Source organism: Streptomyces toxytricini, from assembly GCF_014649915.1.
In the GTDB taxonomy this organism is placed as follows: Bacteria; Actinomycetota; Actinomycetes; order Streptomycetales; family Streptomycetaceae; genus Streptomyces; species Streptomyces toxytricini.
In genome coordinates this window covers 43,493-67,797 of the sequence record NZ_BMTY01000028.1, presented here as the reverse complement: position 1 = coordinate 67,797, position 24,305 = coordinate 43,493, and the positions used below count along the sequence as shown (strand labels likewise).

17 protein-coding genes are annotated in these 24,305 nt (G+C 76.4%); 3 read left to right on the top strand and 14 right to left on the bottom strand.

All coding sequences use genetic code 11. The annotated features are described in order from the left end of the window. The 7 genes from IE170_RS29010 to IE170_RS28980 form a co-directional block, all read right to left on the bottom strand. Complete coding sequence (locus IE170_RS29010) at positions 1-1,482, bottom strand: extracellular solute-binding protein (RefSeq protein WP_223855763.1); 1,482 nt, start codon at positions 1,480-1,482, stop codon at positions 1-3. Further along, positions 1,479-5,141 (bottom strand): vWA domain-containing protein, encoded by a 3,663-nt coding sequence (locus IE170_RS33285; protein WP_263406956.1) that lies wholly within the window; start codon positions 5,139-5,141, stop codon positions 1,479-1,481. Before IE170_RS33285 ends, IE170_RS29010 begins: the two co-directional genes overlap by 4 nt. Further along, a complete protein-coding gene (locus tag IE170_RS29000; protein WP_189812442.1) occupies positions 5,128-5,472 on the bottom strand; it encodes a hypothetical protein in 345 nt (114 codons plus the stop codon). Before IE170_RS29000 ends, IE170_RS33285 begins: the two co-directional genes overlap by 14 nt. A gap of 24 nt (positions 5,473-5,496) precedes the next feature. Continuing rightward, the gene (locus tag IE170_RS28995) at positions 5,497-6,246 is read right to left on the bottom strand and encodes a class I SAM-dependent methyltransferase (protein ID WP_189812441.1); all 750 of its coding nucleotides are present in this window, start codon (positions 6,244-6,246) and stop codon (positions 5,497-5,499) included. A 57-nt stretch (positions 6,247-6,303) separates the two neighbouring features. Continuing rightward, positions 6,304-7,779 (bottom strand): pyridine nucleotide-disulfide oxidoreductase, encoded by a 1,476-nt coding sequence (locus IE170_RS28990; protein WP_223855762.1) that lies wholly within the window; start codon positions 7,777-7,779, stop codon positions 6,304-6,306. 5 nt (positions 7,780-7,784) lie between these two features. Continuing rightward, the gene (locus IE170_RS28985; RefSeq protein WP_189812440.1) at positions 7,785-8,990 is read right to left on the bottom strand and encodes an MAB_1171c family putative transporter; all 1,206 of its coding nucleotides are present in this window, start codon (positions 8,988-8,990) and stop codon (positions 7,785-7,787) included. Positions 8,991-9,391: 401 nt separating this feature from the next. Next, positions 9,392-10,810 carry a DUF3533 domain-containing protein gene (locus IE170_RS28980; protein ID WP_189812439.1) on the bottom strand — a complete coding sequence of 473 codons (1,419 nt, stop codon included), beginning with the start codon at positions 10,808-10,810 and terminating at the stop codon, positions 9,392-9,394. Between the two features lie 126 nt (positions 10,811-10,936). Here IE170_RS28980 and IE170_RS28975 point away from each other — a divergent pair, with 126 nt between their 5' ends. Beyond that, entirely contained in the window at positions 10,937-11,644 is a 708-nt protein-coding gene (locus tag IE170_RS28975; RefSeq protein WP_189812438.1) for a MerR family transcriptional regulator, read from the top strand. Between the two features lie 25 nt (positions 11,645-11,669). Here IE170_RS28975 and IE170_RS28970 read toward each other — a convergent pair whose 3' ends face one another. From IE170_RS28970 to IE170_RS28945, 6 genes are all read right to left on the bottom strand, one after another. Further along, positions 11,670-13,394 carry an FAD-dependent monooxygenase gene (locus tag IE170_RS28970; protein WP_189812437.1) on the bottom strand — a complete coding sequence of 575 codons (1,725 nt, stop codon included), beginning with the start codon at positions 13,392-13,394 and terminating at the stop codon, positions 11,670-11,672. A 154-nt stretch (positions 13,395-13,548) separates the two neighbouring features. Next, complete coding sequence (locus IE170_RS28965) at positions 13,549-16,101, bottom strand: acyl-CoA reductase (RefSeq protein ID WP_189812465.1); 2,553 nt, start codon at positions 16,099-16,101, stop codon at positions 13,549-13,551. Positions 16,102-16,103: 2 nt separating this feature from the next. Continuing rightward, a complete protein-coding gene (locus IE170_RS28960) occupies positions 16,104-17,252 on the bottom strand; it encodes a LuxE/PaaK family acyltransferase (RefSeq protein ID WP_189812436.1) in 1,149 nt (382 codons plus the stop codon). Continuing rightward, the gene (locus tag IE170_RS28955; RefSeq protein ID WP_229885264.1) at positions 17,249-18,397 is read right to left on the bottom strand and encodes a GNAT family N-acetyltransferase; all 1,149 of its coding nucleotides are present in this window, start codon (positions 18,395-18,397) and stop codon (positions 17,249-17,251) included. Before IE170_RS28955 ends, IE170_RS28960 begins: the two co-directional genes overlap by 4 nt. Beyond that, positions 18,394-19,749, bottom strand: coding sequence for an MFS transporter (locus IE170_RS28950; protein WP_189812435.1), 1,356 nt, complete (start codon positions 19,747-19,749; stop codon positions 18,394-18,396). The genes IE170_RS28955 and IE170_RS28950 overlap by 4 nt, the downstream gene beginning before the upstream one ends. Then, on the bottom strand, positions 19,746-21,014 hold the full coding sequence (locus tag IE170_RS28945) for a phenylacetate--CoA ligase family protein (protein WP_189812434.1): 1,269 nt from the start codon (positions 21,012-21,014) through the stop codon (positions 19,746-19,748). Before IE170_RS28945 ends, IE170_RS28950 begins: the two co-directional genes overlap by 4 nt. Positions 21,015-21,300: 286 nt before the next feature. On the opposite strand from IE170_RS28945, the gene IE170_RS28940 reads away from it, so the two are divergent. Both IE170_RS28940 and IE170_RS28935 read left to right on the top strand, forming a co-directional pair. Beyond that, positions 21,301-21,618 carry a hypothetical protein gene (locus tag IE170_RS28940; RefSeq protein ID WP_189812433.1) on the top strand — a complete coding sequence of 106 codons (318 nt, stop codon included), beginning with the start codon at positions 21,301-21,303 and terminating at the stop codon, positions 21,616-21,618. A gap of 84 nt (positions 21,619-21,702) precedes the next feature. Beyond that, a complete protein-coding gene (locus IE170_RS28935) occupies positions 21,703-22,806 on the top strand; it encodes a hypothetical protein (RefSeq protein ID WP_189812432.1) in 1,104 nt (367 codons plus the stop codon). Positions 22,807-22,959: 153 nt separating this feature from the next. On the opposite strand, the gene IE170_RS28930 is transcribed toward IE170_RS28935, so the two are convergent. Continuing rightward, entirely contained in the window at positions 22,960-24,150 is a 1,191-nt protein-coding gene (locus tag IE170_RS28930; RefSeq protein ID WP_189812431.1) for an alpha/beta hydrolase family protein, read from the bottom strand. Positions 24,151-24,305 lie beyond the last annotated feature (155 nt).

The following is a 24,305-nucleotide window of genomic DNA, read 5'->3' as shown; positions in this document are numbered from 1 at the left end:
CTACGGCAGGGCCTTGCGGAGCTTCGCGTGGAGGTCCGCGGCCAGCTCGGACTTCGACGGCGGCTTCGCGGACTGCAGGCGGCCCAGCTCCGCCGCGAACGTCTGCGTGAACGCGCCGTAGAGAGGGGTGCGGGGGCGCTGGACGGCCTTCTGGAGCGCGGGCAGCAGCGTGGACTGCGCGTACGCGGGCCGGCCCTGCGCGTCGCGCGGCATCCGGTCGGTGCGCTCCCCCGAAGCGGGCCCGGACGACGGCCCGGCGGGCTTGGCCACCTTGCAGGCGGGCCCGTCGTCGGCGTACGCGGAGAACCGGGTCGCGGCGAAGCCGGCGTCCAGCAGGCAGCGTTCGCTCTCGGGACTGGTGAGGAAGCGGACGAGGCTCTCCGCGGTGCGGGCCCGCGGCGAGCCCGTCGTCACCGCCAGGTTCTGCCCGCCCAGCACCGCCCGCCCGGGCAGCGGGGCGACACCGAGCTGCTCCGGGGTCAGCGACTGGTGGAGCGCACCGTAGGCGTACGGCCAGTGGCGGAGGAACGCGGTGCGGCCGCGCGCGAAGTCGGCGAGGGAGTCCGCCTCGTCGGACCGGGCGGCGTCCGGGAGCGTGTAGGCGGCCTGGGTCCGGCTGCGCAGCTCGTCCAGCCCCGCCTCCAGCACCTCGGACGTGCCGCTGTAGCGGCCCGCGCCGTCGGTGAGGCGCAGGCCGTCCACCGCGGAGGCGAACGCCTCGACCCCGTTGACGGTGAGGCCCTCGTACGAGGCGTCGAGCTGCGCCGTCCACCCCTTCTCGTACGCCTCCGCGGGCTTGCGGCCCGCCGCGCCGAGGACCTCGGTCAGCTGCTGCACCACGGACCAGCGGGTGTCCTTGCCGAGTTCGGGGTCCGTCACGCCGGCGCTCTTGAGGTAGTCGCGGCGGTAGTACAGCAGTCCGACGTCGCTGTTGAAGGGGACGGCGTACGCCTTCCCGCCCCACTTGGCGGTCGCGGCCACGGACGGGATGACGTCCTGGTCGTCGACCAGGCTGCCGGGCAGCTCCCGGACGAGCCCGGCGGCCGCGAACTCCGGCACCCACGTCACGTCCAGGTTGACGACGTCGTACTGGGCGCTGCCGGACTGGAGCGCGCCGAGGAGCTGGCTGCGCTGCTGGTCGGCGGAGCCGGGCAGGTCGACGAGGCGGGCCCGCCAGCGGTTGCCGGCGGCCGCCTGCTGCCTGTTCCATTCCTCCACGAGCTGCCGGCGGATGCCGCCCTTGCCGGTGACGTCGACCCCGCTGGCGAGGACGATGTCGCCCGGCGGGTCCACGGCGTGGGCCGCTCCGGACCCGCCGCCCGCCGAGCCGCCCGGCGCGCCGTCCCGGGCGGCGTCGCACGCGGGCGCCAGGAGCAGCACGAGCATGGCGGCGAGGACGCCGCCGGGTCGGCGACGGCCGCGGACCGTGCGTGTGCGGTGTGCGGCCGCCGGACGGGCGGCCGTCGCCGGGCCGTGCCTCATGCCTCGTCCCCCGTTCCGGTCCTCGCGACCTCTTCCCGCAGCCGGGTGACGAGGTCGCCCTTGGTGTCCAGACAGCGGCCGCCGCTCGCCTCGGCGACGGCCGCGGCCGGCTTCCCCGGGTCGCAGCCGCCGCCGTCCAGGGCGGCCATGACCACGGGGACGCCCTTCGCCCGTGCCGACTGGAGCAGGGTGTCCAGGCGCCCGGACTCCGCGAGGCGGCCGTTGTCCTCGCCGTCGGTGAGGAACACCACCAGCTGCGGGCGGTGGTCGTCGGTGCCGCGCCGGTCCATCTCGTCCAGGGCGGCCGTCAGCGCCCGGTACGGGTCGGCCTCCAGGTCCAGGACGGGGGCGGCGGCCACGGCGCGCTGGGCGTCCGCGCGCTGCGGGTGCCTGCCGAACGGGAGCAGCTCGGTGTGGTGGCGGCCGGTGCGGGGGTCGCTCGCGACCGCCCACACCCCGTAGTCGTCGCGTTCCCCGAGCCCCGCCAGGGACTGGGAGATGATGCCGGGCGCGCCGCCCGCCCCCGTCCACAGGGCGCCCATGGAACCGGACGAGTCCAGCAGGAACAGCACCCGGCCGGGGCCGTTGGCCTCCCTGTAGCCCTTGAGCGCGGCGGCCATGGCGGCCGGGGACGCGGGGCCGGCGAGCGCGCCCGGATCCTTCAGGGCCCCGAACGCGCTGAACGCGGCTTTGTCGTCCGTGTCCCCGCCCTTCCCGGCGCCGTCGGCGCCGAGGGGGAGGTGGCCGGCTGCGGCGCTGCGGAAACCGTCCTCCCCGAACACGGCGAGCCCGCCCTTCCCCGCCCCCGGCGCGTTGCCGGTGAGCCAGGCGTGGAACCGCCGCACCGCGTCGTCGCGCTGGTCGGTGTCCCCGTCGGCGCCCAGCCAGCGCACCCGGACGAACGTCGGGCCGATCCCCGGCACGTCCACGGGATAGGCGGCCATCCGCCGGGCCCGGGTCGTGCTGTCGCAGCCCACGCCGGTCCTGAGCAGGAACTCCGGGACGAGGGCGGCGGTCCGCTCGTCCACGGCGTCGTCGTCGGGCAGCGTGCACAGCAGGTCCACGCCGGTCCGCGCGGGCAGCCCCGCCTGCGAGACCGCCCTCTCGGCCGTGGCCGGGTCGTCCTGCGCGGGGCCGTGGAGGCCGACCGTGGCGAGGAGGCCCGCGTCGGTGTGCTCGGGGTCCGTGCGGCGCACCTCGGCCTTGGGGTCCCGCTGCCGCAGGGCCGCCGTGAGCGCGGCGAGCCGGCCCGTACGGTCGGCCAGGGCCTCGCCGGAGAGGTTCTGCGGGACGGCGAGCACGACGGGGGAGTACGCGAACGGCGCCGGATCGGCCGTCAGGTCGGCGTACGCGGACTCGTCCGCGGCGGGCCGGGCCCGCTCGACGCTCGCGGGGGAGGCGGGGATCCAGACGTCGGGCTGCGGGCCGATGTCGCGCTGCGGGTTGTCCTCCTCGCCGGCGGGCCGCAGCCAGTGGCCGGACTGGCGGCCGAACGCGGTGACCACGGCGGCGGATCCGGCACTGTACACGGTGATGCCGGAGCGGCGGCAGCCCTCGGCGGTCCGGTTGCCGGCGGAGGAGAGATAGGCCTCGGCGGCCTTGCGGACGGTGGGCTCCAGGTCGGGGTCGGTGAGCAGCCGCAGCTCCAGCGGGGGCCGGCACGGCGGCCGGTCGGCGCCGCCGAAGTAGGTGAGGCCGGCGACGATGAGGGAGAGCGCCGCCGCGGGCACGCCGACGAGCGTCGTGATCCGCCGCGGATCGAACGCCCACCCCGCCGCCCGCCTGCCGGAGCCCTTCCGGCCGCTGCTCCCCCCGGAGCCGCCGCCTCCGCCGTTGGCGTCGGCGCCGTTTCCGTCGCCGGATGTGCCGGAGCCGTTTCCGTCGCCGGCTGCTGCGGAACCGTTCCCGTCGCCGGTCGCTCCGGAGCCGCTGCTTCCGCCGTTCGTGCCGGAGCCGTTTCCACCGCCTGGCCTGCCGGCGGCACCTTCGCCGCCGACTGCTCCGGAGTCGGTCCTGCCGCCGGGTGTGCCGGAGTTGCGGCCACCGCCGGCTGCGCCGGAACCGTTCCCGTGCCCGGTCTTGCCGGAGGCGTTGTCCGTTCCGGCTCCGCCGGAGTTGCTTCCACCGCCGGCCGCTCCTGAGCCGTTCCCGCCGCCGGGTGTGCCGGGACGGCTTGCGCCGTTGGTGGCGCCCGAGCTGCTCCCGCCGGATGCCCCGGAGCCGATTCCTCTGCCGACTGCGCCGGAGCCGCTCCCGACGGGTGTACCGGAACCGCGTCCGCCGCTGCCTGCACCGGAGCCGCTGTCTCCGTCGGGCAGGCCGGAGCCGCCCCCTTCGCCGACCGTGCCGTGGTCACGCCCGACGCCCGGGGCGCCGGGGCCGTTGCCGCCGCCGGCCGCACCGGGCGTGTTCGGCCCGTTGCGCCCGACGCGTCCTCCGACGCCGTGTGTGCGGCCGGGGGAGGCGATCGCGCCGTCGGGACCGCCTGTCGTGTCCGGGCTGGTCGCATGGGAACCCGCCGGGCCGCCGACACCGGCCGTGCTGCCTGGATCGCCTGCGCCGTCGCGACCGCCCGAGCTGCCGGCACCGGCTGAACCGCCGGCGCCGCCCGCGCTGCCGGTCTCGCCGGGACCGCCTACGGCGTCGGTATCGCCCGCGCCGCCGTGACCGGCCGCCACGCCATGACCGGCCGCCACGCCGGGATCGCCTGGGCCGTCGGGGCCGGCCGGGCTGCCCGAGCCGGTTGTCCCGCCGGGACCGCCCGCGCCGTCAGGACCGGCCGCCACGCCGGAGCCGGGCGTGGCGCCGGGTGTGCCCGGTCCGGTCGGGCCGCCCGTGGGCGGGGTCACCGGTAAGCGCGGCGGTCGCCGGGCGGCGACCGCCAGCAGGACGTCGTCGCCCGACGTCGCCGGGCGGCTCTGCGGCTCCCACGGCTCCGGCGGTTCGCGGAGGGTGGTGTGGTGGGCGGACATGTAGGCCCTGAGCCGGTCGGCGAGTCCGGCGAAGGTGACCTCTCCGCCGCGCCCGCGCAGCCCGCGCTCCAGCAGCTCCACCAGCCGGGCGGTGAAGGGCGTGGGCGTGTCGTCGTCGCCGGCGTCGATGCGGTTGTTTGCCTGAACGCTCATCAGCAGCGAGGTCCGCCGGCGCTGCGTGGTGCCGAGCGCGTCCCACGCCGCCGCCGCGTTACCCGCGTAGCAGCAGTCGAGGACGACCACCACCTGCTCCGCCCGCGCCCCCGACAGCACGGCCAGGACCCCCTTCCACGGGGCGGCGCCGAGGAAGACGGACTCGGCGCCGGGCACGATGGTCGCCCGGCGCATCTGGAGCCACAGCCCGTCGCCCGTGCTGGGGACGGCCCCGTGCCCCGAGAAGTAGAGCAGCAGCAGTCCTTCGGCCTCGGCGGCAGCCGTGTACAGCTCGCGGTCGAACTCGTCGACGTTGCGGGGCCGGGAGACGGTGACCCCCTCCGGGCCGAACACCCCTCCCGCGCGGAGCACCCGCTCCAGTTCGGTGAGGTTGTGCGCGACCGCCGGGAGGTCCCCGGACACCCCTGCCGGGTGCTTCGGCTGCTTGAAGGCGTACTCGGGCACGCCGACGAGCAGCGCGCGATTCACCTTCCCGCGCGGGTCGAAGCGCGCCACCGGGCTATCTCCCGTCATTCTCCGGGGCGACCTCGACCTCCGGGGGCTCGCCGCGCTCGACGGCGCGGCGGTTCTCCCGCCATGCGCGGACCCCGCTCTTCACCTGCTCGTACACTTCCTCGAACAGCTTCGGCGCGGCCGCGCCGACGAGTACCAGCAGGATGTCCATCGCGGCGCCCATGGGGCTGGTGTCCGGGTCCTGCGCCGACGGCTGCTCCCGGATCTCCAGCCGGCCGCCGTTGCGGAGCAGTTCGATCCGGTTCTCCCGCTCCAGCCACGCCTTCAGGGCCGCGACGTCCGCGTCGTTCGCGCCCCGGACCATGCGTACGCGGATGGTGTTGTTCGCCAAAGCTCCCCCCTCAGCCACAACTCCTCATGATGTCACGCGGGTCGGGGCCGGGGGAGGGTTGTGCACGATCGGGTGACCGAGGACCAGGACGAGGAACGACGGTGTCCGCGACAGCTTGCCGTACCTGTCGCCGAACTCCTCCCGCCGGGCCGGGTCGGCCCGCGGCTCGTACAGCTCGCGCAGGCCCAGTCCGGCGCGGTGCACGTCGGCGGTCATCGCGCCGAGGGGGCGGCGGAAGAACCGGACGACTGGCGCGGGCGACCCGAAGCCAGTCCACTCGTCGCTCAGTTCCTCCACGCGGAAGTAGTCGCCGCTGGGAGACGTGGCGAAGTCGGTGAGCGGGTGGTGTGTGGAGACCACGACGGTGCCGCCGGGGGCGAGGACCCGCCGGAACTCGGACAGGACCGGCACCCAGTCCTCCAGGTAGTGCAGGGTGAGCGAGGACACCACCACGTCGACGGACGCGTCCGGCAGGAAGTGCAGCGGCTCCCGCAGGTCGTGGACGCGGACCTCCGCCCGGTCGCCGAGCCGCGCGCGGGCCAGCCCCGCCAGGGTCGGGCTCGCGTCCAGGGCGATGACCCGCGCCGCGCCCCGGCCGGCCAGCCATGCGGTCAGCCGTCCGCCCGCGCAGCCGGCCTCCAGCACCGTGCGGCCGGCGAGCGGCGGGCACGCGGCCTGTACGGCGGGCCGGTCCAGCAGCGTGTTGTGGACGCTGTCCGCGCTGCCCCGGTCGTACCGGACCGCGAAGTCCTCGTAACTGCCGTCGTGCGCCATGGCGTTCCCCCTCGTCTCCCGCGCCAACGTACCGCGGAGCGGCGGCCCCGCGGGCCGTCAGCGGGGGCCCGGGCCGCCGGGGAGGGGGTCGCGGTCCAGCAGGTCCGCCATGGCGGCGGGCAGCGGCGGGCCGTCCAGTGCGGGCCGGCCCGGCCCCCGGGCGGCCGCCCACAGCACGCGCGGGCCGAACAGCGTGCCGACCCCGGACCGCAGGGTCATCACCTGCGTCAGGGCGCGGGTGACGGTGTGGTCGCCGGTCGCGGTGTGCACGAGGCGGCCCACGTACCGGTTGGCGAGCCGGTCGACCGCCCCGGGCGCCCGGCCCCGGCAGCCGGGCAGGCCGATGTCCGCGCCGGTCGCCAGCAGCCAGGCGGCGGTGCCCGGCGCGGCGAGCGCGCGCTGCGCCCGCCGGGCGAAGCCGGGCCCGCCGACGCCTCCGGCCCGGGCCGCGGCGTCCCGCAGGGCGAGCGCCCCGAGGGCGGCCACCGACATGCCGTGCCCGTACACCGGGTTGAGGGCGCAGGCGGCGTCGCCCAGCACCAGGAACCCCTCGGGCATCCGCCGGTGCTCGTAGCGGTGGCGCCGGTTGGCGGTGGCCCGCGTGACGATGACGTCGGAGAGGGGCTCGGCGCGCGCGAGGAGGTCCGCCGCGAGCGGGCTGCGCAGCCGGCGGGCGAACGGTTCGAAGTCCTCGTTCGCCCCGCTCGGGTTGGCGCCGCGGCTGCCGCAGAGGCTGACGAGCCATTCGTCGTTCTCGACGGGCAGGATCGCCGCGTACCGGGCCGGCCCGCCCGCCCCGGACCCGGGCTGGATCGTGACGACGGGCCACCCCCGCGTAGGAAGGGGCGCACGGTACCGGCGCGTGGCGTACGCGACGCCGGGGTCGACGACCTCGGGCGCGGGGGACGGCAGCCCGAGCCCGGACAGCCAGCGCGGTGTACGGGAGCCCCGGCCGGTGGCGTCCACCGTCAACGCCGCGGCGATGTCGGTGTGCGTCCCGTCGGCGTGCCGGACCCGGGCCCCGCGGACCCGGGCCGCGCTGCCGAGCAGCGACACCGCCTCCGCCCCGTGCAGCAGGCGCACCCGGGGGACGTCCAGGAGCCGGGAGCGCACGGCCGCGTCGATGAGGGGGCGGCTCGCGGCGATGAGGAAGTGCGACTCGGGCCACAGCCGGTACCAGCCCGCGGGCGACAGGGCGACCATCGCCGCCGGGACCGGCACCCGGTTCGCGCCGGCCGCCAGCCACCGCGCGCACGTCCCCGGCAGCAGTTGCTCGATGGCCTCGGCCCCGCCCGACCACAGCATGTGCGCGTGCCGCGCCTGCGGCAGGCCGCGGCGCGGCGCGCCCGCGGGCCCCGGGGCAGGCGGGCCGTCGCGTTCGACGACGAGGACCTCGTCCGCGTACGGGGCCAGCGCGGCCGCGGCGAGCATCCCGGCGAGCCCGCCGCCGAGCACGAGCGCGGTGTGCGGTCCGGGCGCGCCCGGACGGTGTGGACGGCGCGGGCGGCCGGGGGCGCCGGGGGAGGCGGTCATCCGGCTCAGCCGCTCTCGGGGATCCGGGCCGGCAGCGGCCGCCGGGGGCGCGGCACAGCGGCGAGCCTCGCGAAGTGCACGCCGAGCAGACCGAGCTCCTCGTACCCGGCCGCGACGGGGTACGGGCTCCCGGGGGCCGGGCCGGCCGGGGCCGGGACACCGTCCTCCGGGCGGCGGGCGGCCCGGGCCCGGAGCGCGGAGCGCACCAGGGCGGCCTCGGCGGCGGCGCGGGCCTGGGCCGCGGAGTGGCCGGCCGCCTCGGCCTGCCGCTCCAGCAGGGCGCGGCTCTCCTCGTCCATGTACGGGGCGAGGTCGTGGATGCCGTCCGCGACCTGAGTGGCGCGCTGCGTCGCCCGCATCGCGATCGGGGACCACAGGGGCAGCCGCATCGTCGTGAACCGGGCGTCCGGATGGTCCTGGAGGGCCCGCCACAGCGGGTACATGCGGCGGTGCGCCCGCCAGGCGCGCCACGCCTCCTCCAGGCGGGGCCCGGCGAGCGGCATGAGGAACCCGCAGGCGCCCAGGCCGGCGCCGATGCCGGCGGCGGGCGGGGCGGCGGTCGTGCTCAGCACGTCCAGGTCCGCGCCGAGCCAGCGGGCGGCGAGCGCGGTCCCCTTGAGGACGCCGAAGGCGAGGTTGAAGCTGAAGGCGGTGACGAGGGTCAGCAGCCCGTTCCTGACCCAGCCGCGATCCAGTTCGCGCGCCCAGCGCAGGCAGGTGCGGGTGACGACCAGCGCGGCCCCGGTGTGGGCCGCCAGGTACACGATGATCAGCTCGCGGATGAACGGCGTGCGCGCGTAGTGCGTGTCGAAGTCCTGCCGGCGTTCCACCGGCGCGTCACCGAGGGCGAACAGGACGGCCAGCGCGGTGATGACGGCGGCGGTGCCGGCGATCCAGCCGAGCGCCTGCCGGCGCTGCGTCCGCGGCGGGCCGCCGCGCCAGTGCAGGATCAGCACCAGGGAGGCACAGGAGAACGAGACGACGAGGGAGTAGACGAGCGGCGCGCTGGCGTTCGGCACGCCGGTCCAGCGGTTGACCCGTTCGACGACGGGCGGTGCGGCGAAGAACCAGCTGCTCGCGCCCGTCGCGATCAGCGCGCAGACGGAGCGGACCATGGGGGAGCGCCAGCCGCGCAGCAGGGTGGGCAGTTTCGCCGCGAGGGCCAGTGCCATGGCGGTCGCCGGTATGAAGTAGTCGCTGCCTCGCATCATCGGACGTCACGGTGTCCGGGGGAGGCCGGGGCGGGCGCAGGGGTCCGGTTCCGGACAGGTGGCTGCGGCGGTGTCCATGGTCTCGGCGAGCCTTCCGTACCCGTCTCTCAACGACCCTCCAGGCGATGGGTGCAGGGGGCGTTCGGGCTGCCGGCACGCTCCTGCGACCTGCCATACCAATAGATCACGGATGGGATCGCTCACGCAATCGAGTGTCGGCAGGTGGACCGGGAGCCGTCGGGCCGGGCCGGGCGGGAACGCCTGACTTCCGGCGGCCGTCGGCGGTTTCGGAGGTAATGCCGTCTTATGTCGTGTTGTGGGGGTGGCCGAAACCGGCCGATGTGCCGAACGGGGCCCGTGGCGGACCCCGTTCGGTGGCGGCGGGCGGTCCGGACGGCCGGTCAGGCCCCGGCAGGGGCCGGGTCGGCGACCGGGGCGTCGTGACCGTCCGCGCCGTTCTCCGCGGGCCGCGGGATGCGGTGCAGGCCGCGGCGGTCGTACAGACGGGTCGCGCCGAAGCCGAAGGCCAGGGCGCCGGCCAGGGCGAGGCCCATGGAGGCCCAGGCGCGGGCCAGGCCGGCATCGGCCTGTGCGTCGAAGTACAGCAGGGAGCGCAGGCCGCCGGTCAGCTGCCGCAGCGGCTCGAACTCCGACAGCGTGCGGAAGAACCCGGGCAGCGCCTCCAGCGGCACGGTCGCACCGGAGGAGGGGACGGCCATCGCGATGAAGACGATCGTCGAGACCAGCATGCCGGGCGTGCCGAACGCGGCGAGGAGGGCCAGTCCGCTGACGCCGACCACGGCGATGGTGCCCACCGAGTACAGCCACAGCAGGCCGAGGTGGGAGGCGTCCATGTCGAGCAGGCCGACCGTCGTCGCCTCGACGAGCGAGCCCATGACCACGGACAGGCCGAGCATGAGCGCGGTGGAGATGCCGAGGGTGCGGACGCGGCTGGTGTGGCGGACCGGGGTCCGGCGGCGGAAGGGGCCGAAGTCGGTGTGGAGGTAGCCGAGGGCGTTGTCGACCTGGGAGTGGATGACGTTGGCCCCGAGCATGCCGCACACGAGCAGGACGAGCGCGTAGTAGAAGGCGCTCAGGCCCATCGCGCTGCGCGCGCCGAGCGGGTGCCCGTCGGCGACCTCCACCGCCACCGGGTCGGCCAGCATCAGCTTGGCGGCCGGCGGCAGCTGGGCCTGGGCGGCCGGCTGGCCGCCGCCCGCCTTGGGGAGGAGGTCCTTGCCGAGCTGGGCGGACGCCGCGTGGGCGGCCTTCTGGGTGGCCTGCGAGGCCATGGAGGAGCCGAAGCTGCCGGCCGCCTGGTTCGTCAGCACCGTCAGCTTCGGGCGCGCCGGCTGCGGCTGCGCCTGGCCCTGGCCCTGCGTTTGCGCCTGGCCCTTGCCCTGGGCGGACTGGCCCTGCCCGGCCTGCGCCGCGGCGGGCTGCCCCGGGGCGGCCAGGCCCGAGACGGCCGCGGTGAAGTCCGGCGGCACGACGAGCGCGCCGTACAGCTTGCCCTGGCCGAGCCGCCTGTCGGCCTCCTGCCGGGTGAGGACCTGCCAGTCGATGCTGCGGTCCTTCGCCGCCGACGTGCGGATCCCGGAGACCACCTGGTCCCCGAGGTTGGTCCGCTTGCCGCCGCCCGCGTCCGCTCCGCGGTCCTCGTTGACCAGGGCGACCGGCAGGTCGCGGAGGTTGCCCTTGGGGTCGACGTTGCCGCCGACGTACAGCAGGGCGAACAGGGTGGAGACGACGGCGAGGATCAGTCCCGAGCCGATCCACAGCCGCGGGCTGCGGAGCACGGAGGGCGGTGAGGAGGTCATGGAGGCTCCCGGGAGGTTGCCGGCAGAAAACTGGATATCTGAGGTATCCAGCACTAGATAGTTGCACTATCTTGGGAGGGTGTCCAATCGGCCCGGCGGAGTCCGGCCGCACCAGAGCGAGGAAGCATGAAGATCTCGGAGCTCAGCCGCAGAACCGGCGTGCCGGTCGCCAGCATCAAGTACTTCCGCCGCGAGGGCCTGCTGCCCGCGGGCCGTGCGACCGCCGCCACCCTCGCCGAGTACGGGGACGAACACGTCCAGCGGCTGCGGCTGATCAAGGCGCTGACCGCGCTCGGCGGGCTGTCCATCGCCGCCACCCGCGAGGTGCTCGCCGCCCTCGACCGGGCCGACACCATCGACGGCACCCTCGGCGCCATCAGCTACGCCCTCCCCGTCCCCGTCGCCGAATCGCCGGCCGCCGACGCCGGTGAGGACGCCCGCGCCGCGGCCGCCGCCGATGCGGACGTCGCGGAGCTCGTCGCCGCCATGGACTGGCAGGTGTCCGACGTCTCCCCGCACGTCCGCGGCCTGGCCACCGCCGTCAAGGAGCTGCGGCGCCTCGACCCGCACTACCGGCCGGACCGCCTCGTCGCCTACGCCGGCCTGGCCCGTGACATCGCCCGCCTCGACCTGGAGCGCGCCGCCGCCATCGACGACCCGGCGGCCCTCGCCGAGCAGGCCGTCATCGTCTTCGCCCTCTCCGCGCCCGTCCTGGAACTGCTGCGCCGGCTCGCGCAGGAGGACCTGGTCCGCCGCCGCATCGCCCGCGACGCCGCCGCCGACGGGGCCGACGGCGCCCCGGAGCCCGCCGCCGGCGGCGCCGCGGCCCCCTGACCGGCCCCGCCTGGCCGGGGTGGCGTCAGCCGGCGAAGACCCGCGCGAAGTGGGCGGCCAGCCCGGCCGCCGTCTCCGGCGCCGCGACCGGCGCCAGCCGCACCCCCAGGTAGCCGTCCGGCCGCACCACGAAGGCCGTCGCGCCGCCCGTCCCGTACGCCCGGGCGAACTCGCCCCGGCCGTCCACGAACACCGGCAGCGGCGCGGTGTCCGAGGCCGACCCCTCGTACGTGGCGTCCACCGCCGCCCCGTGCCAGTCCCGCCCCCCGCCGCCTGCGGACGGGTCGGGCGCCGCGAGCACCACGCACGCCTGCGGCCCGCCCCCTTCCGCGTCGGCCGCCGCGCCGGCCGACCGCCGGGCCAGCGCGGCCAGTTCGCCGCACGCGGCCAGGTCCGCCGCCGACTCCGCGTACAGCACGAGCACGTGCCCGCGGTCCCGCAGCAGGTCGAACAGCCGCAGCTCCACCGCCGCCACCCCGCTCGTCAGGCCGCCGCAGTCCGGGGCGCGCTCGCCCGGCCCCGGTCCGGCGCCGTCCCCGCCGCGCGGGCCGACGAGCGGGCTGCCCGGGTACGCCACCAGCAGCTGCGCCTCGCGGAGCAGCGCCGTGCCCGCGTCCTCCGCATCCGGCACGGAGCCCTGCCGGGCGTGCCGGACGGTCCGGCCCACCACCTCCTCGCCGACCGGGTGCCGCTCGGCGTGGTAGCTCTCCAGCAGCCGCGGGTGTGCCCGGCCCGCCACGGCGAGCGCCAGCTTCCAGGCCAGGTTGTGGGCGTCCTGGATGCCGGTGTTCATGCCCTGCGCGCCGGTCGGCGGGTGGATGTGCGCCGCGTCGCCCGCGACGAACACCCGGCCGTCCCCGTACCGGTCCACCAGGCGGTGGCTGATCCGGAACACCGACGACCAGCGCAGCGCCGAGGCGGTGACCGGCTCGGGCGCCAGCCGGTCCAGCACCGCCTGGATGTCCTCCAGCCCCGGCCCCCGCCCGGTCTCCAGCCCGTGCGCGAGCCCGTCCGCGCTGACGCCGTCGGCGGAGCCGGCCGCGGACAGCTCGGGCGGCACGAGCATCGACATCCGGTACCGGTGGCGGCCCGGCAGCGGAATGCACACCAGCACGTCGTCCACCGCGCCGTCCGCACCGTGGTGCAGCGACCGGACGCCGTACCCCGCGGGCAGGCTCCAGTCCACCTCCACGTCGCCGAGCATGTACTCCTCGGGGAACGCCCCGCCCTCGAAGGAGAGGCCGAGCCCCTTGCGTACGGTGCTGTGCGCGCCGTCGCAGCCCACGAGGAACAGCGACCGGACCTCCTCGTCGCCGTCGCCCGCGGTGATCCGGCTGAGCACGCCGTCCTCGTCCTGCGCGAACGACACCAGCTCGGCCCCGCGCTCGATGCGCGTGCCGAAGCGGGCGAGGTGCTCCTCCAGGATCCGCTCCGTCTCGTACTGGGGGAGTGCCGCGAAGCCGTACGGCACCTCCGGCGGCAGCCGCAGGTCGATGCGGCCCTGCTCGGCCCCGTCCACGTACAGCAGCTGCCCGCGCATCGGGACGGCGGCCTCCAGCGCGGCGCGGACCAGGCCCATCCGGTCCCACACCTCCAGGGTGCGGGGCTGGATCCCGACCGCCTTCGCGTACGGCAGCCGGCCCGGCAGCCGGTCGATGACGCGGCAGTCCACGCGCTGCCGGCGCAGTTCCGCCGCCGCGGTCAGTCCGACCGGTCCGGCGCCCACGATCAGCACATCGGTGTCCGTCACTGGCCCTCCCGGGGGACATCCCCGAGCGCATGTCCTCCCATCGTCGGCCGGGGCCCCGGCCCCGGCCACTCGGCGCCGGGGCCCGCGCCCGCCCCGCCCCGTGCCCGCGCCCGCCCGGCCCGGAGCGGATCCGGGCGGGCGCGGAGGCGGCGGGTCAGACGGCGCGGGGCCGGTCGTCCACCACCGAGCGGAGCTTGCCGCTCGTCGGGACCCGGTCGAGCGCGGCGCCGTCCACCGCCTCGACGACCAGCTCCAGCAGCCCCTCGCCCACGGCCGAGCGGAGCTCCGGGTAGCCGGACAGGAAGAGCTCGCGCAGCCGCTGCGGGTCCGTCCCCTCCGCCTGCTCCACCCGCACCGCGAGCCGCTCCCGCTCCGGGCCGGCGCCGATGCGGAGCTGCAGCTCGCCGCGGTGCCCGCCCTCGCCGGCCAGGGCCGTGAAGCGGCGGTGGTTCAGCAGGTACGTCGCCACCCGCACCGTGTCGCCCGTCCGCCCCAGCAGCTCGAAGCGCGGGGCGAGGCTGCCGCACGGGCAGCGGCCGGGCACCTCCCGCCCGAGGTCCCCGATGACGTACCGGCCCAGCTGCTGGCCGCGCCGCGCGTGCGTGGCGAAGACCAGCCGGCCCGTCTCCCCGGGCGCCGCGGGCCGGTCCTCGGCCTCGTCGAGGATCTCCAGGGTGTGCAGGTCGGCGTGCAGGTGGTGGACGCCGCCCGAGCTCTCCGTGCACTGGTAGCCGAGCGGGCCGAGGTCGGTGCTGCCGTAGGTGATCGAGCGCACGACCTCGATGCCGAAGTCCTCCTCCAGCACCCGCTGCTGCTCCGGCGTGAAGTGCTCGCCGCCGTAGAAGACCTTGCGCAGGCCCCCGTAGACGCGCAGCGCGTCCGCCTCCGCGTGCAGCAGCTGCCACAGGTAGGAGGGCATCCCGAAGAGGGTGTCCGCCCGGTGCTCGACGATCGCCCGTGCCGTCGCCGCGTGGTCGGGGCCCGCCGCCAGCGGCAGCTGCACCCCGCCGAGGCGCTCCAGCACGGAGAAGAAGCTGATGAAGCTGCCGTACATGCCGCCGCAGTAGAACAGGTTGGCGGTGCGGTCCCCCACCGGGTCGTACCCGGCGGCGATCAGGCCGCGGGCCGCCGCCCGCATCTGCGTGTCGTAGTCGTCGTAGCTGAACAGCGACAGCGCCGGGGCGCCCGTGCTGCCGCCGCTGTGGAAGTACAGCTCCGCGTCCGCCCGTGCCACCCGCCCGTTGCGGGCCTGGACGTCGTCCTTGCCGACCAGCGGCCCCCGCGGCGGCGGGAGGACGGCCGCGCGCGCCAGGTCGTCCAGGCAGGCGGTCGTCGCGAACAGCTTCGGGTCCGCCTGGACGGCGACGCGCCGGCTGTAGCGCTGGAGCGCGTACACGCCGTCGTGCGGCTCGCCCGCGTAGCTGTGCGGCATCGCCCCGACCGGGGTGACGCGGGTCGCGCCGGCGGCGAGGACGGTGCGGGACAGCTCGGCGACATCGGTTCGGCTGCCCGCGATGCCCGCGGTCTGCAGGTAGCGGCGCATCGGGCGCAGCGTCGTGATCAGCTCCTTGCGGGGCAGCGGCTTGACCCACACGCTGCGGTGCAGCGGTGACGCCGTCAGCGGCGAGCGGGTGTCGGCCATGACCCGCCAAGAGCCGTCGGGGGCCGCGAACACGCGGGTCAGGCCCAGGTGTTCCTCCAGCCGGGCCACCAGCTCGGTCGTGGTCAGCTCGGCCTCCTCGGCCGGGTCGGGCGCACCGGCCGGACCCGTCGGGACGGCCGGCGGACGGGCGCCGAGTACGGCGGCGAAGCGCTCCGCGAACGCGAACACCTCCACCTCGTCCCGGGTGTCGAGGTAGACCACCTGCGGGCTGGAGCAGGCCTGCTGCTCGAACAGGCACACGTCGTCCGCGAGGGCCTCCAGCACGGCCGGGTCCGACCAGGCGTCGGCCGTCAGATAGGCGAAGGAGATCCGGTGCCCCCACTCCACCAGCCGGCAGCCCGCCGGCACGTGGGCGGCCACCCCCTCGACGGCGGCCTCCCCGCCCCACACGGCGACGGCGTCCGCGGGCGCGCACATCAGGCGCAGCCACTCCTGCCGCGAGGACGGGAAGCGCAGGACGACGATCCGGCCGGCCAGCGCCCCGGTGGGGTCGAAGGCCGCCAGCTCGGCCATCAGGGCCTGCGCGAGGAGGGTGTCCGCGCTGCTGGTCTTCAGGACGTTGACGTTCCCGGCGAGGAGGCCCTCGACGATGCTGAGCGGCGCGACGGTCGCGGCGTTGCCCGGCGCGATGTGGGCGACCATGCCGACCGGCGCCCACGCCTCGTAGACCGTCTCGCGCGGGTCGGTCCGGTCCAGGCGGCCCGGCGCGGCCCCGCCCAGCTCCCGGCGCAGCTTGCGGGTGAGCTCCCGGCGGCCGAGGGCCTGTCCGAGCTCGGCGAGGAGCGCCGGGTCCTCCCCCTCGGGGAGGTGGGCGGCGAGGCGGACGTGGACCGGGTGCGCCGGGTCGAGGAGGGCGGCGGACAGGGCGTCGCAGGCGGCGAGGACGGTCTCGGTCTCCAGGACGCCGGCCAGCGCGGCCTCGACAGCGGCGGGCAGGTCGGCCAGGCGGCGCCCGGCCTCCTCGTCGCCGATGAAGGCGCCCTGCCAGAAGTGCGGCGCGGCGGCGGTCGGGGCGGCCGCGGTTGCGGTGGTGGTGTCGATCATGGTCACGCCATGCCCTTCATCAGTTCGGCGGCGGCGACCGCACAGCTCCGGTTGCGGCTCACCCCGGCACGCCCGTGGACGGTGAACCAGGGGGTCGGCACGTCGCACCCGCAGGCCTCGCCCGGCTGCAGCGAGGCCAGGTCGCCCATGACGACGCTCTGCGCCGGGACGGAGGTGATGTACGGCGACACCAGGTGCAGGTAGCCGGGCTCCCCGTACGGCAGCGGCTCCAGGGTGCGCGTGGAGCGGATCGCCACCCGCGACCACACGGGGGCGTGCAGCCGGTGGTGGTCGCACTCCACGTACGGGATGCAGTGCTCGACGGAGCCGAAGGTGTCACGGATCCGCCCGCCCGGAATGCCGAGCTGCTCGGAGACCCGGCCGTACAGCTCCTCCTTCTCGATGCGCCGGTCGGCGTGGCCCTTCCAGCCGCCGCCGAGGACGACCAGGGAGCCCTCCGGGAGCTGCAGCGGCGGCACGCCCATGGCCCGCATCCGCTCCAGGGTGAAGAAGAGGAACGCCGGGAATCCGAGGATGCGGACCGGCGCGCCGTCCTCGGCGAAGCGCCGGAGGGCGGCGATGCAGCCGAAGGGGTCGAACTCGTGGCCGCCGCCGGTGTTGCGCAGGGCGTACGCGACGCTGCGGGCCGGCGCGAAGTCGCACAGGTAGTTGTCGGTGAAGGCGGTGCCGAGATTGAGGGACGGCGCCGGCTCGTAGCTGTAGAGCAGGTAGTTGACCTCCTGCTCGGGGGTGATCCAGCCGTTGCGCTCGAAGATCCGGGCGACCATGCGCTGCGCGGAGCGGATCGTCCAGGTGTCGAAGAACATCTGCGACTTCTGCCCGGTCGTCCCGGAGGAGGTCAGGTGCAGTTCGACGTCCTCGCGGGGGATCGACAGCACCTCGTGGCGCTTGAAGAAGTTCGCGTGGACCAGCGGCGTCCGGTACGGCTCGGCCGGCGGCGTCGCCTCGTACAGCGAGCGGAAGAACGGCGACCGATCGCGGTGCCAGGCGTGCGACTCGGCCATGGCGGCGGCGAACAGCTCGTCCTCGGCGGGCCCGAAGGCGTACGGGTCGGTCAGGTCGCACAGTCGCTGGACGTGCGGCAGGAGGGCCGGGTCGGGTACGGACACCGGCGCGAGATGGGGGTTCATCGGGCAACCTCGGAGGGGGTGGGCAGGTGGGTCGACGCCCAGGCCGACACGTAGCAGTCCAGGTAGGGGCGCAGCGGCGGTTCGACGGCGACGCCGCGGAAGTCGATGCGCTCCGAGGAGCGCGACAGCACGGCGTAGTCGCGGAAGCCGTCGCCGTCGGCGCGCATCGCGGGGTACAGCGCCCCGGCGACGAACCCCTGGGCGTGGAAGGCCCGGAGGGCTTCCGGGCGGTCCAGCGGAACCAGGGCCTCGACGTAGCCGGCGCCGGCCCGGGCCAGGGCGCGGGTGACGGGCTCCAGGTGGGCGGCCGCCGCGGCCGGCTCGGGGTGGGCGGTGAGGAGGGAGCAGTAGCCGCCGGTCCGGTTGAGGTAGGCGTACACCTCGAACCGGCCGTCCTCGGGGGCGAGGAGGACGTTCGGGGTGTGCAGCGGGTAGAACCAGTCCTTGCGGTCGGGGAACCGCTCCCGGAAGCGGCGGCGTACGAACGCCGGCGCCTCGATGACCTCCAGGCGCTCGGCGGCTCCCGGGGCTGCGGCCGGCGCGGACGCCGGCCCGGACACGGCCCGGACGCCGCCGTAGCTGATGCCGAGGGCGTCCTCGGCGGTGCGCAGCAGCGGCATGAGGGCCGCGGGGACCTCGGTGACGGGCTTGCGGCGCTCCAGGACGCCGGCGGAGTGCCTCGCGTACAGGGCGAGGCTCTCGCGGCTGCGCAGGTCGACCGCGTTCGGCAGGATGCCGAGCGGGCGGAAGCCGTTGCGCAGGACGACCCGCTGGGGGCCGGCGCTGACGGTCCGTACGGTCGCGTAGACGGAGTCCAGGCGCCCGGTGTCCAGCATGCCGGCGCACAGTTCCGCGGTGAGGGCGCCGGCCAGGCCCCCGGAGCGGTGCCCGGGGTGCACGGCGATGCCTTCGAGGCGGCCGATGCGGCTGCCCGCCTCGCCGTGGATGGCGGCCGACCCGGTCAGGGCGCCGCTGCCGGGGCACCGGCCGACGAGCCACAGGGAGTGCGGGTCCTCGATCAGCCGGGCCATCTCGGCGGGGTCGGTGCCGAGGGCCACCGGGTAGTGGGGCCCGTAGACGGCGTAGTACAGCTGGCGCAGTTCGGCGATGTCGGCAGGGGAGGCCGGGGTGATGACGGGCTTCACCGGCCGCCTCCCTCGGCGCCGGCGGCCGCGTCGGACGCGGGCTCGCGCGCGGGTTCGGGCTCGGGGGTGCGCGCCCCGAGGAGGGCCAGGGCGAGGGCGGCGGGGAGCAGGCCGGCGCCCTGGACCAGGCACAGCGTCCGCGGGGACAGCACGTCGCCCGCGAAGCCGAAGACGAGGGACGCCACCGGCAGGGACGCGCCCAGCACGGCCTGCATGACGGCGAAGAACCCGGGCTTGTCGGCGGGCGGAACGAGTCGCTGGAAGAGGGCGACGAACCGGACGCTGACCGCGCCGGCGCACCAGCCGGAGACGGCGAGGCCGCACACCGCCGCGGCTCGGTGCGCGGCCAGGCCGGGCAGCGCCAGCGCGACGGCCATCAGGCCGAGGCAGTACGCGCCGGCGACGGTGGGCCGGCCGGGGACCCGCGTCCCCGTGAACGCGCCGACGAGCGCCCCCGTGCCCAGCGCGGCCTCGAGCAGGGCCACCGTGCCGCCCCCGCCGTCGAGGACGGAGCGGGTGTAGAGCGGGACGACGACGAACACGGCGGCGGTGAACAGGTTCGCCGCGGTGAAGCACACCAGGATCCGGCGCACGTAGGGCAGTTCGCCGAGGATGCGGCGCAGCGGGCGCCCGACCGGAGCGGCGCCGTCGGCGGGCGCCGCTCCGTCCGCGGCGGCGGGCGCGGGGCTGCGGAAGCGGGCCGTGGCGACGAGGACCGCGGCGCCGAGGTAGGCGGCGGCGCAGCCGGCGGCCAGCCCCGCGACCCCGGCCCGGTCCACGGCGAGCGCGCCGAGCAGCGCCCCGCCGAGCCCGGCCAGCGACTGCGTGGACAGCTCGAAGCCGGTGGCGGCCTCGATGTCCTCGTCGTCGACGAGCTCGGGGACTGAGGTGGTCAGGCACGGGTCGAAGAACGCCTGGCAGGTGGCCAGGCCGAGGGCGGCGGCGTACACGCCCGCGAGCGGCGGCCCGCCCGCCTGCGCCGCGACGGCGAGGACGGCCGCGGCAGCCGCGGCGAGCCCGGCGGCGGTCCGCAGCACCGAGCGGTGCGCGTACCGGCCGACGGCCTTCGCCACGACGGGGGCGAGGACCACCGCGGGGAGCGTGCAGACGGCCATGAACAGCCCCGATGCGAGCCCGGCGGCGTCCCGGACGGCGTAGGCGACGAGCCACCAGGAGACGCCGACCTGGAACATGCGCACGGCGGCCTGGGTCAGGACCTGGCCCAGCCACACCGCGCCGAAGGCGCGGTTGCGCAGGACGAGCGGGGCGCGCCGCGCGGACCGCCCGCCCGGCGCGGCAGCAGGCGCCGGCGGGGGTGCGGTCGAGGGCGCGGACGGCGGCGCGGCGGTCATGCGGTGGGCCTCTCGTCGAGGACCCGGACGAGCTTGCCGGAGCGCGGGTTGACGGCGAGGTCGCGGTGGCGCGCCCACTCCACGGACAGCGGGTGCACGAAGGAGGCGGCCACGCTCTGCGGGTACAGCGGCCGCGCCGCCTCCAGTTCCGCGACGACTGCCTTGGCGAGGGTGTCCAGGCCGTCGCCGGTGTCGCCGGGGGCGGTCGCGAGGCGGAGTACGAGCCCGTCGCGGCCGTCCCAGCGGCGGACGACGAGCTGCATGCCGACGACCCGGCCCGCGGTGTCCGCGGCGGCGACGGCGTTCTGCGCGTCGTCGGTGTGGAGCGAGACCGGCCCGACGCGTACGCCCTCCTCGGCGCGGCCGAGGATGCGGAAGCTCCCGGGCCCGGTGCCGGTCCACTCGGCGCGGTCGCCCGCGGGGTAGCGGATGATCGGCATGAGGCGCCGGAAGAGGCTGGTGACGACGACCCGGCCGGGCCGCCCCGGCTCCGTGATCGGCTCGCCGGTGGTGTCGTCGAGGATCTCGACGACGGAGTACGGGGTGAACGCGCGGTGCACGCGGGCGTCGGAGCCGGGCACGGGCCGGCCGAGCAGGCCGGCGTCCACACTGGCGTAGCCCACGGAGCGGGCCTCGGCGCGGGGGAACGCGGCGGCCAGCAGGCGGCGCTGGTCGTCGAAGAGGGCCTCGCCGCCGAAGAGCAGCAGCTCCACCGACTCCAGCCGGTCGCCGCCGGCCGCGAGGTGCTCGGCCAGCCGGCACAGGGTGGTGGGCGTGCCCGCGACGACCTGCGCGGACAGGTCCCGCAGTGTCGGAACCGTCGACTCGAGCGGGGCTCCGCCGCCGACGGGCAGGCGGACGTTGTCCACGGGGGCGTGGGCGAGGGAGTCGAGGATGAAGAGGAAGCTGGCGTACAGCTCGCCCGCGTAGAACAGGTCGGCGACGCGGTGGCCCGGCCGCAGGCCCGCGTCCACCAGCCCCTGGCCGAACGAGGTGACGAAGGTGCGCCACTCGTCGCGGGTGTAGACGGACAGCTTGGGGGCGCCGGTCGTGCCGCCGGTCTTGAAGACGGTGGCCTCGCTGAGCGGGCCGGTCAGGACCCGGCTGCCGGGGAAGGCGTTCGCCTCCCAGAACCGCTTCTGGTCGATGACCGGGAGGTCGGCGAGGCGGTCGGCGCCGGGAGGGATGGAGGCGTAGAGCTCCTGGTAAAAGGGCGAGTTGTGACGGGCGAAACGTATGAGGTCCGAGAGCTGCTGGGCGGACATGGGCCTTTGCCTAGATGACGGGATACCGGGGCGGGAGCCACCGTGCGCGGCGGGGCCGTGAGCCCGCTGCGGAACCATCCGGTGTGACCGGGGAACCCCCGTGCCCCCGCCTCCTCGGCGCACGCCCAAAGCTGACGTGCAGTCATGATGATGGAACATCAGTGCGCCAGTCGCCAAATCTGCCAAAAATATCCGGCCAGTCAGACGATATTCAACAACTTTTCTGTTTCTTTCGGTGGCGGCGGGCACCGGCCGCGGAGGCGGAGGGGCGTTCTAAGCTCGTCCGATGACGGAGAACGAGATCAAACTGAAGGCCATCGCCGCGCTCACCGCCCTCCGCTCCGGGGCCGACCGCGGGTTCGTCTCCGACGTGCTGGCCGAGGTCATGCCCACTCAGTTCGTCGTCCCGGCGGACGCCAGTGCCCAGGAGGTCGGCATGGCCGTCCTGGAGCAGATGTCCGCGCCCCTGAGCGCGTTGGTCAACGGCTTCATCACCGCCTTCGACGCGCTCGCGGACGCCCACGACGAGGCCGATCCGCCGGTGTCGACGGAGCAGATCCTCCAGGACCTCGCCCTGGCCCTGGCCCGGGAGGACACCGACTGACACGCCGCCGCTGTCCGGGCGTGCCCGCAGCCGGCCGGCGGGTCGCGGGCGGCGGCGGCCGGGGCGGCGCCCCATGGTGGGGGCATGGACGTCGATGCGGTGATGCGGGAGCTGTACGCGCTCCACCCGGGCGGGTTCGTGGCGGCCAGGAACGCGTACGCGGCCCGGGCCAAGCGGGAGGGCGACCCGGAGTCCGCCCGCACCCTGTCCGCGCTGCGGCGCCCGACGCTCGCGGTGTGGGCGGCGAACCTGCTGGCGGGTGCCGAGCCGGAACGGGTGGCGCAGCTGCTGGAGTCGGGCGACGCCCTGCGCAGGGCGCACCGCGAGCTCGACGGCCGCCGCATCAGGGAGCTGTCGGCCGAGCGGAACCGGCTCTCGGCGGGTCTGGCCCGCGACGCGGCCGCACTGGCGGAGCGCGCGGGAGAACGCGGCGGCGAGGCGCTGGCCCGGGAGGTCGAGGCCGTCCTGCACGGTCTGGCGGGCGACGAAGAGTCCGGCCGGGACTGGGCGGAGGGGCACCTGGCGCAGGCCCCTGCACCGCGACTCGGCTTCGAGGGCCTGGAGCCGGGCCCGGCCGCCCTGTCCGCCCTGAACCGGCCGACGCCGGCCGCGACGGAACGGGAGCCGGCGGAGCCCGCACCGCCTGCGGCCCACCGCGAGCGGACGAAAGCGGAACCACCGCACAAGCGGCCCGGCGAACCGGCCCGGGAGCGGACCGAGGAGTCGGCAGCAGAGGAGAAGACGCCGAAGCCGACCGGAAAGCCGGCCGGCAGGGCGGCCGCGCGAGCCACCGAACCGCCGCCCCCGAAGCCGGCGGGGAAGACGGCGGTCCGGAAGCCCGCCCGCGCTCCGGAGCCCCCGCGGGATGCCGTTGCCGAGCGGCAGGCCGCCCGTCAGGAGGCCCGTGTCGAGGCGGCGTTGAGGGCGGTCGCCGCGGCCGAGGAGGAGCGGGAGCGCGCCCGGACGGTGCTCGACGGGGCGGCGAAGGAGCTGGACCGTACCTCCGCGGCGGCGGAGGCGCTGCGCGAGGAGCTGTCCCGGCTGAGGATCCGCCTGGAGGCGGCCGAGGAGGCCGCCGGCGCCGCCCGCTCCCGGCACCGGCGGGCCGAACAGGCCCTCCGCAAGGCGGAGCGCACGGCCGACGCGGCCACCCGCCGCCTGGGCGCCGCCCGTTCGCACGGCCGCTGACCGTACGGCCCAGGGCGTCCGGCCCGATTCCGGGTACGGCCGGCTCCCTGTTGTACGGCCGACCGCGCCGTGCGGCCGGCCCCCGGCGTGCGGCCCGCGTCGGCGCGTTGCCGGGTCCCGCCCCCGCCGAGCGGGGGTGGGACGCGCCCCGGCTCACGGCTGGTGGAAGCGCACCTCCGGGTGGGATGCGGCCGGCCCGTCCAGCAGTCGCCGGGGCTGCCCGCGCAGGTGCTGGTCGAAGAAGGCGGCGGTGTAGGCGCGGGTCACCGCGAGGGCGCGTTCGGCGGGGATGTCCCCGGCGGGCAGGCCGAAGTGCCGCTGGATGACGGGTGCGTCCGAGAAGCTGTAGTGGTCCGTCCCCGCCACCGTCAGCCACCGCTTCCAGCCGCCGAGCGCCTGCCAGGTGGTGTCCCAGGTGGTGTCGGCGCCGCCCGGCCGGTGCATGTCGTCGTCGGTGCCGAGCAGCATGAACGGCCGCCCCTGCAGCCCACCGGCTGGGAGAACGTCCCAGAACGATCCGTCCATGTTGACGCCCGCGTCGATGCGCGGGTCGGCGAGCATGGCGGTGGCGGCACTGGCGCCGCCGATGGAGTGGCCGGCCATGCCGATCCTGGAGGCGTCGATCGACGCCGCGTGCCGCCACGCCGGCGCGGGGCCGGTCAGCCGGTCCAGCAGAAATCGGGTGTCGGCGGCGCGGGCGGCGGTGACGGTGCTCCCCGGCACGCCGCCCCCGTCGAGGACCGTGCACGCCGTGCAGGTCAGCAGCCGCCCGTCCGGGAGCGACGTCCCGGACGACTCGTAGGCGTGGTCGACGGACGCGACGACGTACCCGCGCGACGCGAGCTCCTCGGCGAGGTTCGTGAGGGTGAACCGCGGCGCCCCGAACCCGGGGGAGAGGACCACCAGCGGATGCCGTCCCGGGGCGGGGCGCGCGTCCACCGCGCCATGCGTCCGCAGCCGTGCCAACTCCCCCGCAGAGGAGGGGCTGTCCGGCGCACCGGCCGCCTTCAGCAGCTCCCGGGCCTCCGGCTCGGTGGCGTACGGGGCCGGCCGGCCGTGGGCGCGGCGGGCGGCCGGGTAGTGCAGGGTCACCATCAGCTCGCGGCCGTCGGCGGCGGGCTCCCACGGGTCCTTGCGGGACCGGTCCACCAGGTGGAGCACGGTGCTGCCGACGCCGTGGGCGCCGGTGGGCGCGGGCAGTCGCATGCGGCCGGCGGAGGCCGCGTCGGAGGCGGCGGGGCGGGCGGCGGAGGTGTCGGGCGCGGCCGCCGCGGCGGCGGTGGCGGGTAAGGCGAGCGTGCAGGCGAGGACGGCGGCCGCGGCCGCCCGAGGCAGTGTGATCATGCCTGGGACGCTACGGGCGCCGGGGCGGTCCCGCGTCGGCCCGTGGGCTGAGGTGTCCGCCCGCCGCGTACTCCCGGGGGTGGACGATCGGCGGCGGCTGCATCCGGGCGGCCCCCGGTCCCCGAAGTCCCTGCGGGCCCCCTGCTCCAGTCGGC